At 62.9% G+C, this 16,231-nt stretch carries 10 protein-coding genes; 4 read left to right on the top strand and 6 right to left on the bottom strand.

Going from position 1 to position 16,231, the window contains the following annotated elements; all coding sequences use genetic code 11:
• Window positions 1-61: 61 nt before the first annotated feature.
• Genes ACFC25_RS10735 through ACFC25_RS10725 form a run of 3 tightly spaced genes read left to right on the top strand, consistent with a single transcriptional unit; the run spans window position 62 to window position 8,693 of the window.
• Window positions 62-2,572, top strand: a complete 2,511-nt coding sequence (locus ACFC25_RS10735) for a sigma-70 family RNA polymerase sigma factor (protein ID WP_376045140.1) — start codon at window positions 62-64, stop codon at window positions 2,570-2,572.
• Complete coding sequence (locus tag ACFC25_RS10730) at window positions 2,569-5,403, top strand: PD-(D/E)XK nuclease family protein (protein WP_376045139.1); 2,835 nt, start codon at window positions 2,569-2,571, stop codon at window positions 5,401-5,403. The genes ACFC25_RS10735 and ACFC25_RS10730 overlap by 4 nt, the downstream gene beginning before the upstream one ends.
• Complete coding sequence (locus tag ACFC25_RS10725) at window positions 5,400-8,693, top strand: UvrD-helicase domain-containing protein (RefSeq protein WP_376045138.1); 3,294 nt, start codon at window positions 5,400-5,402, stop codon at window positions 8,691-8,693. The genes ACFC25_RS10730 and ACFC25_RS10725 overlap by 4 nt, the downstream gene beginning before the upstream one ends.
• Window positions 8,694-8,708: 15 nt before the next feature.
• On the opposite strand, the gene ACFC25_RS10720 is transcribed toward ACFC25_RS10725, so the two are convergent.
• From ACFC25_RS10720 to ACFC25_RS10695, 6 genes are all read right to left on the bottom strand, one after another.
• Window positions 8,709-8,954 (bottom strand): hypothetical protein, encoded by a 246-nt coding sequence (locus ACFC25_RS10720; protein ID WP_376045137.1) that lies wholly within the window; start codon window positions 8,952-8,954, stop codon window positions 8,709-8,711.
• A 280-nt stretch (window positions 8,955-9,234) separates the two neighbouring features.
• Window positions 9,235-10,422 (bottom strand): PD-(D/E)XK nuclease family protein, encoded by a 1,188-nt coding sequence (locus tag ACFC25_RS10715; protein ID WP_376045136.1) that lies wholly within the window; start codon window positions 10,420-10,422, stop codon window positions 9,235-9,237.
• Between the two features lie 113 nt (window positions 10,423-10,535).
• Complete coding sequence (locus ACFC25_RS10710; protein WP_376045135.1) at window positions 10,536-11,843, bottom strand: hypothetical protein; 1,308 nt, start codon at window positions 11,841-11,843, stop codon at window positions 10,536-10,538.
• 304 nt (window positions 11,844-12,147) lie between these two features.
• Complete coding sequence (locus ACFC25_RS10705) at window positions 12,148-12,933, bottom strand: carbon-nitrogen hydrolase family protein (protein WP_376045134.1); 786 nt, start codon at window positions 12,931-12,933, stop codon at window positions 12,148-12,150.
• A gap of 48 nt (window positions 12,934-12,981) precedes the next feature.
• Window positions 12,982-14,331 (bottom strand): APC family permease, encoded by a 1,350-nt coding sequence (locus tag ACFC25_RS10700; RefSeq protein ID WP_376045133.1) that lies wholly within the window; start codon window positions 14,329-14,331, stop codon window positions 12,982-12,984.
• A 9-nt stretch (window positions 14,332-14,340) separates the two neighbouring features.
• The gene (locus ACFC25_RS10695; RefSeq protein WP_376045132.1) at window positions 14,341-15,219 is read right to left on the bottom strand and encodes a carbon-nitrogen hydrolase family protein; all 879 of its coding nucleotides are present in this window, start codon (window positions 15,217-15,219) and stop codon (window positions 14,341-14,343) included.
• Window positions 15,220-15,315: 96 nt separating this feature from the next.
• Here ACFC25_RS10695 and ACFC25_RS10690 point away from each other — a divergent pair, with 96 nt between their 5' ends.
• Window positions 15,316-16,068: a FadR/GntR family transcriptional regulator gene (locus tag ACFC25_RS10690; RefSeq protein WP_376045131.1), complete on the top strand. Its 753-nt coding sequence runs from the start codon at window positions 15,316-15,318 to the stop codon at window positions 16,066-16,068.
• Window positions 16,069-16,231: the final 163 nt, after the last annotated feature.

Here is a 16,231-nt window from a genome sequence, read left to right as displayed (position 1 = left end):
ATTGTCGGTGCCCCGCAATACTCTTCAGGCACCAGATCAGAACCGTCCAATGGGGGATGAAATGCCAGAACTAGCCGACGCCGGGTCCCACCCGGTCGCGACGCTTCCGCGGGTGCCCGTCCACGCTCCGCCCGCGGCGGTGCCTGCCTCCTACGACTACGCCTTCCTGTATCCGTGGCAGCAGGAGGCGCTGAAGGCCTGGCACTCGAATGCGCGCCGCGGCGTGGTGGAGGCCGTGACCGGTTCCGGCAAGACCCGTGTTGGGATCGCCGCCGCTTTCGAAGCAGTCCGGCAGGGCATCAAAGTCCTGATCCTGGTGCCAACGGCCGAGCTGCAGCGCCAATGGCTGGTGTCCCTCCGGCGCGACCTGCCCTCCGCGCGGCGGGGTGCCCTTGGCGACGGCCGGTCCGATTCCCTCGATGAGGTGGACATCCTCGTGGCCATCGTTCATTCGGCGTCCAACCGGGAGACCCTCCGCTCGCACAAGGCCGGACTGATCATCGCTGATGAGTGCCACCGCTATGCGGCGCCCATGTTCACCGGCGCCCTCCAGGAAGGGTACGCCTGGCGGCTTGGGCTGACAGCCACGTTCGAAAGGGCGGACGGTGAGCACGAGAACCTCCTGACCCCCTACTTCGGCGGCGTCATTTACAACCTCTGGTACGACCGTGCGCTGAAGGACCAGGTCATCGCCCCGTTCGACATCGCTTTGGTCGGCGTTGATCTGACGCCGTCGGAACAGAATGACTATGACGAGTTCTCGACGGTGATGGTGGAGGCGGCGCGGAACCTGGAGACGTACGCCGGCATCCCGCGGCGGCCCTTCCCCCAGTTCATCACTGCCGTGGCCGCGCTGGCCGCTTCGGATTCGCCCAGCCGGGAAGCAACCATCGCGCGCAGGTACATGCGGGCAATGTCCTCGCGGCTCACCCTGCTGGCGGAAGCGAAGACAAAGTACTTGGCGCTGGCAGCTCTGAAGGGAACGGTTGATGGGTCCCGCGGGACCTTGGTCTTCACGCAGACCCAGGACTCAGCCCGGCGGGCACAGGAGCTGTATACGTCCCTCGGATCGACGGCGTCGGCCGTGTTCAGCGGCATGGCCAAGGATGACCGCCGGCAGGGCCTGGAGGATTTCCGCACCGGCGCATCACAGGTACTCACCGCGCCGCGGCTCCTTGACGAAGGCATCGACGTACCCGAGGCCGACCTCGGGATCATCGTTGCAGCCAACCGGAGCCAGCGGCAGATGGTGCAGCGGCTCGGCCGCGTTATCCGCAAGAAGGCCGACGGGCGGCCCGGACGTTTGGTTGTCCTCTACTCCAAGGGCACCGTGGAGGACCCGGACGTCCAGGGCGAGGAGTTCCTGGGCAAGGTTCTGCCCTTCGCCCGCAACGTGGGGTTCTTCGACATCAGGACGGACCAGGACGGGTTGGAGGAGTTCTTCCGCCAGGCCGAACCTGAAGAGGCTTCACGGCCCGAGCCCGGTGAGCCCGCGGCGGGTACGCCCGGGAACGGCGCTGGACCGGAGGTCGGCAGTGAGCTGGAGCCGGTGGTGGAGCCTCCCGTGGAGGAGGACGACGAGACCGCGCCGACGTCGTTTGATCTTGAAGACTCCGGCTGGGTTGAGGAACTCAGGGGCCTCGAGGGCTTCAGCGACGACGGGGTATCGGACTACCTCCAGCGGGCAGGCCGCGCGGACCTGCTGACAGCCGAGCAGGAAGTGGAGCTCGCCAAGGACATCGAGGCCGGCCTTTACGCCGCCCACCTGCTGGCGGAAGGCCCTGCCCGCGGGCGCCGCGAAACCCGGGAGCTCCGGATGATCGCCCAGATGGGCCAGCGGGCTGCAGACGCGTTGCTCGAGGCGAACCTCCGGCTGGTGGTGTCCATCGCCAAGAAATACGTGTATCACGGCATGGACCTGCTGGACCTGATTCAGGAGGGAAATATCGGGTTGCACCGGGCCGTGTGCAAGTTCGACTACACCCTGGGTTACAAATTCTCGACGTACGCCACGTGGTGGATCCGGCAGGCAGTGACTCGTGCCTTGGCGGATCAGGGCCGAACAATCCGGCTTCCGGTCCACATGGTGGAGCAGATCCATAAGCTGCAGGCCCTTCAGCGTGAAGCCGCCCGGAAGGGCCTCGAATACAGTCTTGAGGAACTCGGCAAGCTCACGGATCAGGCCGCGGCCAAAGTGGAACGGTTGCTTACCCTCGACAAGCCAGTACGCTCGCTGGACGTCCTTGTTCGGGACGGCAAGGGCGGCTTGGAGCCGCTGGCGGACCAACTCCTCGATCCATGGCACGTGGATGTTATTGAGCAGATTGCGAAGGGACAGCTGAGGGCCGAAGTTCACGCGGTCCTGGACACGCTGACTGAACGGGAGGCCGGCGTCATTGCGATGCGTTTCGGTCTGGACGACGGCGAGGAAAAGACCCTGGATGCCATCGGCAAGGCCTACGGCGTCACGCGCGAGCGCATCCGCCAGATCGAGTCGAAGACCATGGCTCTGCTCAGAGAACCAGAACGATCCCAGTCCCTACGCGAGTACAACTATGGTGGTGTTGCATGACCTGCACGATTTTCCCTTCGGTGAGTCTCGCTTTGGCCGAGCTAGAAGCAATGATCAGCGATGCCCAGGCCGCCGATCCGCTGGCTCCCGTCACCATCCTGGTCCCTTCCCACGCCGCGGGCCTGGACGTGACCCGTTACCTGGGCAGGACCCTCAACCGGGGCGCCGGGAGTGTAGGGGTCAGGGCGTTCACACTCAAGGACCTCGCAACCGAACTTATCGCCGACGACGACGCTGTGAACGGGCGACGTCCCCTTCTTCCCGTCCTCCGGCTTGGAGCAGTGAGCCGGGTCCTGCTGGACGAACCAGGGCTTTTCAAGGATGTCGCCGACCAGCCCTCGACTGCCCGTGCGATAGCCCGGACAGCCGAGCTCCTCGACGCGGTTCCGGATCCCGCCGACCCGGAACTCCCCGAGCTCATGCAGGAAGTGCTCCGGCTTCACGGTGCCTCAATGGAGGCTCTGGGCCGGCAGTGGTACACGGACCATGAGGCTTTTACCCTTGCCAGCGACAAGCTCGGGACCAGGACGGTGACGCAACGGCTCGGCACCATCATCGGCTTCATGCTCGGTACAGAAAACCGTCCCGGCGAGGCAATCTTCAGAGCGAGCCTCGACGCGGCCGGAATGCAGCATCTCACGGCGGCCGGCTCGGCAGAGAATGGCGTAAGACTACTGACAGCGTCCGACGCCGACGATGAAGCCCGCGCCGTGGTGCGCCTCGTCGTCGAGCGGCTTGCAGCAGGGACCCCAGGCCACCGTATCGGAATATTCCACTCGGCCTCCCAGCCCTACGCCGCGCTGCTCAGCCAGCGCCTGAGCCAGGCGGGAGTCACTTTCGTCGGTCCATCAGCCCACCGGCTCATGGACTCGCCCCTGGCACGCGGCCTCCTTCAGTTGCTGAAACTGGACCCACAGGATCTGGACGAACGCGCCATCCTGAACATCCATGCGGAGGGTGCCTTCTCCTGGCATGAGCAGAAACTGCCCAGTAGCGCAGCATGTGAAAGGTTCTATGCAAATCCACCCACCGAAGAGGATTATGCAGGAGCAGACACCTCCGCCCACGCGGACTACCTCGAAAAGTTCCGGATCTTCCAGTCCTTCAAAGAGGCCCTTGCGGCACGGATAAGCCAAGTCCTAGCTGCTGCCTCATGGAATGACGCCTCCGTGTCGCTGATCTCACTTCTTGAGGACTTCATGGGTCCCAGGGGCGCTGGCGAACGTCCGGAGAAAAGCGCTGCCCGCGACGCGCTGGTCGAAGCCGCCTCGGATCTCCGGCATCTGGACCTTGTCGGCCCTTCGCCCCGCCCGGCGCTCCTACAAAGCGCCCTGGAAGACGGCATAGCCTCAAAAGGCCGCTGGACCGGGAAGAGCGGCACGGGGGTTGCCGTGGGCAGTTTCGCTGATGCGGTCGCCAGGGACCTTGATGTCGTCTTTCTTATGGGGGTTGCGGAAGGGCTTGCCCCAGCACGGACACGGGAGAACCCTCTGCTTCCCGACAGCGCCCGTGCCATGCTGGGCGGGAGTCTCCCCACGGTGGAGCAACGTGCCGAAGCCAGCAAGGAGCAGTTCTTTGCTGCCCTCGCTACAGGATCGGAACGGTTCATTACCAGCCCCCGCGGGGACCTGCGCGGCTCCGGGAGCTACGAAGTGTCACGCTGGATCAACCGCAAGCCTGAGCCACAGAACCAGCTGCGGTCCTTCGCCCACGGCATCGAGAACGGCGCACCCGCCTCCGACGCGCTGCCCCCCACAGCCCAGGAATGGCGGCTCCGTCGTATCCTTACTGCCGGGGAGCGCACCTCCGTATTGGAAGAGGACAGGGCGCTGCAGCATGGGCTGGCTGCAACGCGCGACAGGCGGGATGGCATTTTCTCCAGGTTCAACGGCAACCTCGGTGCATTTGCGGGGATCATCGCGGACCCCGAAAAGCCACTGTCCCCCACCCGACTTGAGGAATGGGTCACCAGCCCGTTCAGCTACTTCATGAAACACGTCCTGAAAGTCAGCATCCTGGAGGACTCGGCACTCGAAGTGCAGATTTCGCCGCAGCAACGGGGCAACCTAGTTCACCGAGTGCTGGAAGACTACGTCCGCAGCATCACGAAAGACGACCTTCCCCCGTCGTTGGACCGCCTTATGGAGTTGGCAGACTCCGCTTTTGAGGACGTCGCAAATCCGGCATGGCTCAGCCACGTGTGGGACCGCAATCAGGCCATGCTCCGCCAAGACCTAAAGCGTGTGCTGGCGGACGACGAAGACAGCTTTACCGAAGGCTGGAAGTATCTCGCCGAGGAGGCGACCTTCGGGTCCGAGGACAGGGACAGCCACCCGCCTGTTGAACTGATTCTCGACGACGGCACTACGGTTCGCTTCCGGGGAAAGGTGGACCGGATTGACCAGCATTCCGATGGCAGTATCCGGGTGATCGACTACAAGACAGGCAAGTCGAAAGGTTATGAGCCGCTCGCGAAGCACCCGACTGCCGATGGCACTCGGTACCAGCTTCCCGTCTACGGACTGTTTGCCCGGACCCTCCGCGACAATTCGTCCCATGTCGCAGCGGAATACTGGTTCATCTCGAAAGCAGGCGGTTTCAAGAAAATCGGCTACACCGTGACTGACGAGGCTGTAGATCAACTGCGCGCGGATGTGGGTCTCATCATTACTGCGCTGCGGAACGGAGTCTTCCCGCCACGGCCCGAGTCCGACCGATACGTCAACTTCACCACCATGATGGGCGCCCAAGAGCTTGGCCAGCAATGGCTTAAGCTTCAAAACGCCCCCGAACTGCAGCCCTATGCCCAGCTCCTGAAGGCGGAGAAATGAACCCGGAACTCATGGAACTCACAGACCAGACCGACCGAACACTGATCGGGCAGGGGCTCGAAGCGAACATCTTCGTTGAAGCGGGTGCAGGCAGCGGCAAGACGCATGAACTCGTCGAGCGCATCTGCGCGATGGTTGACGCCGGCGTCGAACTCAAGAGCGTGGCAGCCATCACCTTCACCGAAAAGGCAGCAGGTGAGCTCCGGGAACGGGTCCGCCGGCAGCTGACGGATGCCAGCCCCACAGACCTGCGCCGGCGGGCGCTCGACCAGCTGGATACGGCTCCCATTGGCACCATTCACTCCTTTGCAGCACGCATCATCAGCGAACATCCCATCGAGGCTGGAGTCCCTCCCCTAATCACCGTTGTGGATGAATTGCGGTCCCAGATTGCGTTCACGCGGCGGTGGGAAGATGCCCGCCAGAAACTGTTCACCGACTCGTCCATTGACGACGCACTCCGTATACTCCTCGCCGTCGGCGTTTCGCTGGATCACCTGCAAAACGTTGCGGCTGACCTGGACGCCAACTGGGACCGGCTGGGAAGCCATCCTCCCCGGAGGCGCACCATTCCGACAGTTGACTTGGAGCCCCTTCTGCACAAGGCCACTGACGTTGTCGCCCATTCCGACCACTGCACCGACCGTGCTGACAGACTGTTAGCCGCCATCCAACTCATCAAGAGCTGGCACGGCCGCCTTGCGGAGGCCGAGACAGGCGAACTGGGCCTTGTCCTCGAATTGCTCCATGCGGTGCCGCGACCCGACTCTCGTATCGGGCAAAGGGGCAACTGGTCTATTAACGTCGCGGAAGTACGCAGCTCCTGCAAAGATCTCGCCCAGGATGCGATAGCCCTGCGCAACAGCTTTGTGCAGCCCGCCGTTGAAACCGTTACCGCCGCCATGGCCGAGGTCCTTCTTCAGGCGGCTCACGAACGCCAGCGCAGCGGCGAGCTTGAGTACCACGATCTCCTCATCCACGCCCGGGACCTCCTTGTCGGCCAGGACAAGCAGGCTGTCCATGCTGTCCTGCATGATCGCTACCGCTGCATCATGCTGGACGAATTCCAGGACACGGACCCTATCCAGGCTGAACTGGCCACGCGGATTGCCGCTAGTGAGGTTTGTGGGCCCGACGGCTGGGAGCAGCTCAGCGTACCCCCAGGCCGGCTGTTTACGGTCGGGGATCCGAAGCAGTCCATCTACCGCTTCCGCAGGGCCGACATCGCCACCTACCTCGCGGCACAGCAGCGCTTTTCAGAAGACAGGAATTCCAGGACCGCTTCTCTCCAGACCAACTTCCGGTCCACGGGAAAACTGCTTGAGTGGATCAACGGCACGTTCGGCGAGCTCATCACGGCGAACGGCACGGTCCAGCCGGAATACCGCGCCTTGGCACCCGATCCTCAGCGTCCCGAGTGGAGCGATGAACACGGCCCGGCCGTCTCAATCATTGGTCGCGGCGGTGCACAGGCCGACGAAGCGGGAAAGGTCTCGGCCGATGCCATGCGCCGGCAGGAAGCTGCAGATGTTGCCGCAGCTATCAGAGTCGCGACGGGCACGGCAGGGCTGCCGGCGTGGCAGAAGCAAAGCAAGCGGTCCCAGGGCTTTAGGTGCTCACCGGTTGAGCTGAAGGACATTTGTGTCCTGATCCCCACCCGGACAGCCCTCGCCGCCCTCGAGGATGCATTGGACGACGCCGGCATTGAGTACCGGGCTGAGGCTTCGTCTTTGGTTTACTCCACGCAGGAGGTGACCGATCTGCTGCTCGCGATGCGGGCAATCTCCAATACCGCGGATGAGGCGGCACTTGTGCTGTCCCTTCGGTCGGCGATGTTCGGGTGCGGTGATGATGAACTGTTCGAGTGGAAGCGGGCTGGAGGCCGCTGGAACCTCTTTGCGGAGGCGCCCGATGCGCTTAAAAGTTCCACCGTCGCACTCGCCATCGCTTATCTTGCCGCCCTGTGCCGTGAGATAGAGGTGATGACACCGGCCGAAATTATGGAGCACCTCGCCGCTGACCGACGCATGCTCGAGGCAGCCATTGATGCGGCGCGCTACCGGGACGTCTGGCGACGGCTACGCTTTGTCATCGATCAAGCACGGGCTTGGACGGAGGCCACCCACGGCAGCCTGCGCGATTACTTGGTGTGGGCGGCCGTGCAGCAGGAGGAAAACTCACGGGTCAAAGAAGCTGTAGTGCCGGAAACGGACGTCCAGGCCGTCAGGATCATGACCATCCATGCTTCTAAAGGGCTTGAGTTCCCAATGGTGATTCTCGCCGGTACAGGCTCCGGACCCAACAACCAGAAGGCGGCAGCCCTTTGGGATCAGAGCTCACAAGTACAGGTGCATTTCATCGGCGACATACGGTCCGCAGGATACGGAACCGCTGAGGACATCGAAAAGGACTTCGATGATGCAGAACGGCGCCGCCTGCTTTACGTTGCATGCACCCGCGCGGAAAGCCACCTTGTGGTTTCCCACTACGTGAACGCCAGGAATAGTCTCGGCCAGTTCCTCAAGGACGCAGCCGATGCTGTTCCCGCGCCAGATCTCCGTATTCCGGAGGACATGCCGCTCCATGCGAGGACAGCCCACGAAGTCCAACCCGTCAAAGCGTTTGAAGAGTGGCGGCAGCAACGGGATCTTTGGCAGAAGAATTCGGCCCTCGTGTCGTCCACCTCCGTCACGGCAATTGCCAAAGGAGGTGACGACTTGGTCGCGTCTGAGATCGACAGGACCCCGCATTTTGTGAGCATTGACGAGGATGGCTCGCTGCCGTCCTCGGCAGCGTCCGGCGGGGAACATGGCAAGGAATTCGGTACGGCTCTTCACCGGCTGCTCGAGCTGAGTGACCTGCGAGACAGCGAGAACCTCGAAGTGCTCGCCGAAAGGATCGCCAGCGCATCCGGCCTGGCAGATCCCGCTGGCCTGGCTGAACGTGCCCGTTCTGCACTATGCAGCACGCCTGTACAGCGTGCGGCTGACCGGGAGCACTGGCTTGAGCTTCCCGTGGTCACACCCCACAACGGAATGACTCTCGAAGGCATCATTGACCTGATGTACCGCGAGGACGACGAAACCCTGGTCATCGCCGACTTCAAGACTGACATCAGTGTCACGCAGGAGACCCTGGCGGCTTACTGGCGCCAGCTGTCGACCTATGCAGGCATGGTGGAGGGCATCACCGGTCAAAAAGTGAGTGAACTAGTCTTGATCTTCTGCCGAACCGGAGATGGTGAAATCCGCCGTCAGGCACGGCACACCAAAGCAGAGGCCGAGTCGTAAAGTGACGAGTGCCGTCTACCACCAGCGGTGGCGGCACTCGTCATTTTGGCAAGCCCACTTGGCTATGCCACTTTCAACTTTGCCGGTAGCAAAGTAGAAGCGGTCTTCGGGCACAATGACGCAGCCGGCGAATTCCGCTTTCGGATATTGCTCAATGACGTCGGGCATAACCATTCCGTAGACAATACGCCAGGATTCGTGCCCGCACACCGGGCAGCGTCTTGTCACAGCTGATTTCTTTGCTTTTCCCTTTTCGGTCATACGGGAAATTTATCCGCAGTGACTGACATTCTGACGAGTTACAAAAATTTCCTATGGCTAAGCGTTTTTTGTAACCCAAGAACTTCCGTCAGGAGATTAACGATGTAAGTGGTATCCAGTTGCTGACTGAGCTGCATCAGGCTAATCACGGGCTGACGTCTCCCAGTTTCTTGGACTTCGCCATAGAGTGCGAGACCGCTGGATAGCAGTTCCCAGTCGTCTTCGCCCTTTGACTGACAGGAAATTCCGACAAGTCGAGTGCACCCCCGTCCGGCAGCCTTCAGTTTCCGCTGAGCAACCCACTAATCTCGTCGTGGAGCCTAGGGTCGGCGGGTTCGAGGCCGTCAAGCACGTCATGGATGCTCACGGTCGACTGACGGACTTCTTTGACGCCGGGCCACGTAAGGAACAATCGCGAGTAGTCCGCTTGGCTCGAATCAACGGTCCGGGTCCAGCTCGGATCCCGTTCGTTGGCGAACCACGCTGACGGCCCGAACTTGAGTTGGAGCAGCGACTGGCCCAAGACGTTCGATTCTTCCTTCACGTCAATGTTGACGGTCCACTGGTATATCCCCGCGAGTCTGGCGTTGACTCCAACCACAAACCCCTCGCCCCAAGTCGCGTTGAGTTGGCGTCTGAGAGGACCCTCGCTGAACACGCTGAGGCGGCGCTTGGCTCGTTGGAGGAGGTCGCGGCCCTCGCCAAACCGTTCCCTCGCCTGCACCGCAAGGTCATCAGCGAAGCGCTCGGCGGCTACTTCCTGCGGCTGCTCCTGGTATCTGCCTATTTCCCCGGAATCACACATGGCAACAACGAAGTTGAGCACTTCCTGATCACCCACGCGACCTCTTCCCCTAACGAACTTACGGTGCAACTGCTCGATGAACGCATAGGAATCGGGATTTTTCCGCTGGTAAGCCCTGTCGCCACCGACGTGTTCCAGCAGTCGCTCAGCTAACTTGCCATACGTGAGGACCGCGGCGTCCTCCCACCCCAAGGTCTGCAGGGACACATCCTCATCGCGACACAAAAGAGCGACGACGCCACGCCTGCCGTCCCGGACGCTGAACGCCAGGTAACCGCTGTAACTGTGACCGTGACCGTCAGAGGTGAAGTAGTTCTCGATGACGATGACCGCATCTTCGCTCTCAAGGACAAGGTCGGCGATGTCCGCTCCCGCCCCGCCCACCGAGGTGTTCACCTCCTGGCGCACCAAGTAGCTGCCATGTGGAAGGGGGGCGCGCCCCACCGAAACCCGGTTCCACTCGTCGATAAAGATCCGCAGAAAACGGTCGCCCAGGTTGTGCGTCTGCTCGGGGTCCAACAACCATCTGAATACATTGGAGATCTGCTTCTCGTGGAGTCCGTGGTGCATGACGTCAAAGACGTTGAAACCCAGCTCGAGAGACCTGCCAAGCACTGGCAGGAGCCCAGTTACCAAGTCATCTGACAAGACATCAACCCCCAAGCATCGACGTTAGGGCCAAATAGAAGACGGCCACTGGCTAAAGAATTAGGACAACCTCGAACGCTAAACGGGAACTCGGCCGCGTTCCGCAGGTAATTAACCTCTTCGGGGATTTATTCCTGGATCGCTTCCTCGCTGCCGGTCTCAGACCCGTCAGCCGTCTGTTCGTCGCGCTTCTTCCGTTTGAATAAACCTGCCACGGTCCCGCCGACCGAGCCCGCCGTGCCGGCAATGGCGCCACCAACGCCCTTGACCGCGGTGAGGGCCTGGGGCTCATCCGGGATCCCGTCTCCGTCGATGTCCACGCTCCGGAACGCGCGCGTTACCGTGTCGGCTGCGGTTGCTACCCCTGTGCCCACTGCGACGGCGCCTGTCGCGACGCCGCCTCCGACTGTGCTGGCAGTGCCTGCGATCCAGTTTCCCGTCACCTTAGCGGCGTCCTCCATTGCTGCGAGAGCTCGGTTCTGTTCGATCTCGCGGTCTTCGGCCTCGGGATTATCTTTTGCATTGACGGCCAGATGTTCGGGGAACGTGTCTGGGGCTTCAGCGAACGCAGCGCGGGCGGCGGTCACGACTTCTCGACCGAACACGAAGCGCGTGACACCTCCTGCCAAGGCTCCGACTCCGTATTCGATCGTTGCCTGCTGCTTTCCGCTCAAATTTTGGCGCACGGTCTCCAGCTGACCGGTCTCCATGGTCCGAACCAAAGTCTGCGCCGCGCCTCCAGGGAGGGTCTCCGCGAGCGTGTTCGCCCAGTGTGACCAATCCGTGCGGCCGGCAGCGACCCTATTGCCAACACCGACGGCACCTTCAGCCGACGCGCTCGATAGGTCCGTAGCCATCGCCGCGATTTGTTTCTGGCTCACTCGTTCATTCGAGAGTCCATAGACAAGGGCGAGGGCCTGGTCTTTATCGAGATCCATTCCGTGAATATCGGCAATAGCGAGAGCAAACACCGCCGTGATCTCGAACTGCAGCTGTTCATCGCCTGCGGGAAGGAGAGCAGCAACGCGCTGTGCACCGTTCTTCGCAGTGCCCATCGCCATGTTCTTCGCTGCCTGTTTGGCAGCGCTCTTTGCGGCCAATTTGACGGCTTCCTTGCCAGTCTTCGTGGCGGCCTGTTGCCCCGCACTCTTCATGCCGGCTGCTGCCGCCCCTACTCCGGGGATCATCGCGATACCAATATCAGCTGCGATCGCGCCGGCGCTGATGAGAGCACCAGCAGTGGTAATCGAGGTTGCGTAGTGACGCTCCAACATCTGGATCACCTCAGCGGGCGTCGCATCCGGATGGCGCCGGCGGAGCCTCATGACGTACTTGCGAGCGATCGAATGACGGGCGCTTACAGCCTTTGCAATGTCACGCGTGGCGTCCTCGCCGACAAGCTCTGCCTCCAGCGTGATGCTCTCGATATCGGTCATCGCTTACTCCTCCGTGGTTGCACCTCTCGGAGGTGTGAACGCGGCCGAAAGGTGAGAATTCGCCAGTGGCGCTTGAATCTATGGTGATTGTATTCATAGATCCAAGCTTGATAGGTCACGGCGCGTTCAGACTCCTCGACAAAGTGACTCCCACCTGCGCTCGGAAGCGGCTCGAGTAGGCTCAACTGCCCGCTCACTCAGGCGCGATATGCCCGGTTTAGTACCCGACTGTGCCGTCCCGCTAAACCCGCGCCACCGGATGCAGCGCGCGTTCGCCTTCATGAAGCTCTGGCATGCAGCCGGCCTAGAGCAGCCGCCGCTGCCGGAACATCGGGAACGACTCTCGCACCCGGTCCACCGTCTCCAGCGACACCTCCACCGCCCGAACACCAGCGGCAAGCCCAAGGTCAGCTTCCACAACCCCCATCGGATCCACCAGCACGCTCCGCCCCACGGACACCGGGGGCGCTTGGCACACCCCTGCCACATACACGCTGTTCTCGATCGCCCGCGCCGCGTTCAGCGCCAGCCACTGCTCGGTCTTGTGCTCGCCCGGCACCCAGGACGAGCACACCAGCAGGACCTGCGCGCCGGCGTCGGCGAGCGACCTGGCCAGTTCCGGGAACCGCAGGTCGTAACAGGTCATCAGGCCGAAGCGCACTCCCCCGCACTCGAACACCACCGGATCGGTGGACGGTCCGGGCTTGATGAACGTGGACTCCCCGAAGCCCTGTGCGTCGAAAAGGTGGATCTTCCGGTAGAAAGCCAGCCGGCCGCCGTCGGGCCCGAACGCCACCAGCGTGTTGTACGCCCGGCCCGGCTCGTCCGAGGTTTCCACCACACCCGCCACCAGCGCGATGTGGTGGCGCCGGGCGATGGCGGCGAGTTCCTGGCACACGGGACCGTCGAGCAGCTCGGCCACCGCGGGGAAGGTGGCGTCCACCTTCTTCTTCTCGTAGGTGGCGTACTCCGGGAAGGCGACCAGCGCGGCACCGTCGCGAGCTGCCTCTGCGGCGAACCGGTCCATCGCGACGAGGTTGGCCTGGATGTCGGTGCCCGACTCCAGCTGCCCGAGCGCTATCCTCACCATGGTTCCTTCCCTTACGCCACGCGACGGCCCGGCTGACAAACGCCAGGCTCAGGCGGCCGCCTCGACCGTCGCCTTCTCCGTGGCCGTCATCTCCGGCGGCGCCGCCTTGAACCCGCGGGTGATCAGGGCCAGCACCACCACGCCCAGCACCAGCCAGGACACACCCAGCGTAATGGCATTGCTGTCCAGCTGGGAGAGCAGGTAGGCGCAGATGATGGCGCCGATGACCGGAACCACCACGTAGGACACCGGGTTCAGCTGCTGCCCGGCTCTGCCCTGGCGGACATAGTGGAACACCACCGAGGCGTTCACCAGCGTGAAGGCGGTGAAGGCACCGAAGTTGATGAACGACGTCGACGTGGCCACGTCCAGGAAGATCGCGATCAGGCCCACGATGCCCGTGACAATCAGGTTCGCCACCGGGGTGTGGAACTTCTCGCTCAGCCGACCAAAGACCGCCTTGGGCAGGACCGAGTCGCGGCCCATCGCGTACAGCAGGCGGGAGGCGCTGGCCTGCGCAGCGAGGCCGGAGGCAAACTGTGCCACCACCAGGCCTGCCAGGAACACGGCGCCGAACAACTGCCCGCCGATCTGCAGGGCGATGGAACTGGCCGCGGACGCCGAATCCTCGAACACGCCGCCGGGGTGGACCAGCTGGGTCACGTAGGACACCGCCACAAAGATGCCGCCGCCGATAAGGGCCACCAGCATGATGGCGCGCGGCACGGTCCGGCGCGGGTTGATGGTTTCCTCGGTGAGGGTGGTGACGGCGTCGAACCCCAGGAACGAGTACGCGGCGATGGCCGCGCCGGCGGAGATGGTGGCGAAGCTGGCGGTGTCGTTGAAGAACGGCTGCGTGCTCACCAGTCCCCCGGCGCCGTTGGCGGAGACCACGCTGCCGATGGCCAGCGCCACGAAGAACACCAGGACCAGCAGCTGGAACGCCATCAGCACGTAGTTGGCCTTGTCCGCCACCTTGATGCCCAGGATGTTCAGCAGCGTGGTGATGAGGATGAAGCCCACGATCCAAACGCCGATGGGGATGCCAGGGAACTGCGCGCTGAGGTAGGAGCCGCCGATCAGCCAGATGACCATGGGCAGGAAGAGGTAGTCCAGCAGGACGGCCCAGCCCACCAGGAACCCGACGCGGGAATCGATCGACCGGCGAACGTAGGTGTAGGCGGAGCCGGCCACGGGGTAGGCGATGGCCATGCGGCCGTAGCTGTGCGCGGTGAACAGCATGGCCACGAGCGCCACGACGTACGCGGCGGGCGCGGCGCCGCCGGTGGTTTCGGCGATGATGCCGAAGATCCCCAGGACGATGATGGGGGTGAGGTACGCCAGCCCGAACAGGACCAGCGAGGGCAGCTTCAGGGTGCGGGTGAGGGTTGTTGTCACGGTGTTTCCTTAGGGCTTGTAGGACGGCGGTGTCCAGGTGGCCGGGTTGATGCGGCCTTGGTAGACGGAAAGTTCGACGGCGGGCTCCCCCTCGCGGAACTGCGACCAGGGACGGTTGAGGTTCTCCGTGCCGTGCGTGCGGACGCGCTCGACGGCGGCCAGGTCCAGTTCCGCGGTGAGCAGCTGCGGGCTATCGTCGGGTGCCTCGGCGAGGGTGTTGCCCTCCGGGTCCACGATGATGCTTTGGCCTTTGCCGGTGGGTCCGGCGCAGTTGACGCTGACCACAAAAACCTGGTTCACGATGGCGTTGGCCTTCGCGAGGATCAGTTCCTGTTTGCGGTCCGGGGTGGTGGTCTTAACGACGTTGAGGATCACCTCGGCGCCCATCCAGGCGAGCTGGCGGGATACCTCCGGGTACCAGGCGTCGTAGCAGATGTTCAGGCCCACTCTGCCGATGCCCGGCAGGTCCACGGTGGTGAAACGATCGCCGGGATCGTAGGGCTCGAACGGGCGCCAGGGGAAGATCTTGCGGTAGTAGCCGGCGAGCTCCCCCTCCGGCGACAGGACCAGCTGGGTGTTGAACAGCTGGCCTTCGGGGCCGCGTTCGCAGACACTGCCGGGGACCAGCCAGATGTTGAGGTCTTTCGCCAGCTGTTTGAGCTCTTTGACCCGTGGGCCGTCCAGCGGCTCGGCGGAGGCCTGGAGCATGTCGGTGCGCTGCAGGTCCGGGTCTTCATCGCCGAACAGGTGCAGCTCGGGGAAAACCACCAGCTTGCTGTGCGGCTGGGCTTCGAGGGCTGCTTTGACTTCGTCCGCGAAGGCCGAGACGGGTTCGCCGATGAGCCGCGGCCGGGCCTGGGCGGCGATGAGGGGAAGGATGCGTTGCATGGGTTTTTCTCCGCGTTGGGGTGTGATCCGGGTTATATTAGATCAGAATGATCCAATAAAGGGAAGGGGGCTGGTGTGGGCCGTAAAGTAGCGGTTATGACCCGTCAGCTGGAGGACACCGTTGACCCCCCGCGCCTCGGCGCCGGCAGGTTGCCCGGAATGGAGCGCCGCAGCGCGATGGACGCCGTGCGGATGCGGATCGGGATGGCGATTTCGCTTGGGCTGCTGAAGCCCGGTGAGCGCCTGCCGGACCAGGAAGACGTGGCTTTGGGCTTGTCGGTCAGCCCGATCACCGCGCGCCGCGCCCTGGCGAGCCTGGCAGAGCAGGGCGTGGTGGTGCGCCGGCGTGGCCGGGCCGGCGGAACGTTTGTGGCGGATGCGCCGCCGTCGGACGTCTTAGCGCAGCTGTCCGCGTCACCGGCAGAGTCGCAGGCCGTGAACCGGCTGGTGGACCGGCGGCTGCTGTTCGAGTGCGCGGTCACTCACTACGCGGCGGTCAATGCCACTGGCGAGCAGTTGGATGAGCTGGAGCGACTGACCCGGGAAATGACTGAGGCGACCGACTGGTCCTACTACCACCGGATGGACGAGCAGTTCCATCAACTGGTGGGCACTGCATCATGCCTGGACTCCGCTGTCGAGGTTTATCACGAGACGCTCGCCGAGCTCTATGACTACTTCATCCCCTACCCCATCGAGAAGCTGCACAAATCCAACCAGGACCACATCGCCCTCGTGGCAGCCCTCCGTGCAGGCGACGTTCAGGATGCTGTTGAGGTTGCCCGGAAGCACGTGGACATCCTGCATCGGACGATGTTTATGGGATTGACCACGCCAGAAAATTCCTGATCATACCTGTTGAACTCGGATATCAGTGCCCACCCACAGTGTCGAACGTCATCCTCGGCCGTGCGTCAAGTCACATTAACCTTCAATGGTTGAAGGTTGATATAAGTAGCTTGGCAAATGCCAATAAAAGCTGGTCGAACTGGCCAGGGGGCACGGTAGTTTC

It is taken from the genome of Pseudarthrobacter sp. NPDC055928 (assembly GCF_042270935.1).
Lineage (GTDB): Bacteria > Actinomycetota > Actinomycetes > Actinomycetales > Micrococcaceae > Arthrobacter.
The sequence above is the reverse complement of the archived record's forward strand: the minus strand, read 5'-3'. Positions and strand labels throughout refer to the sequence as shown.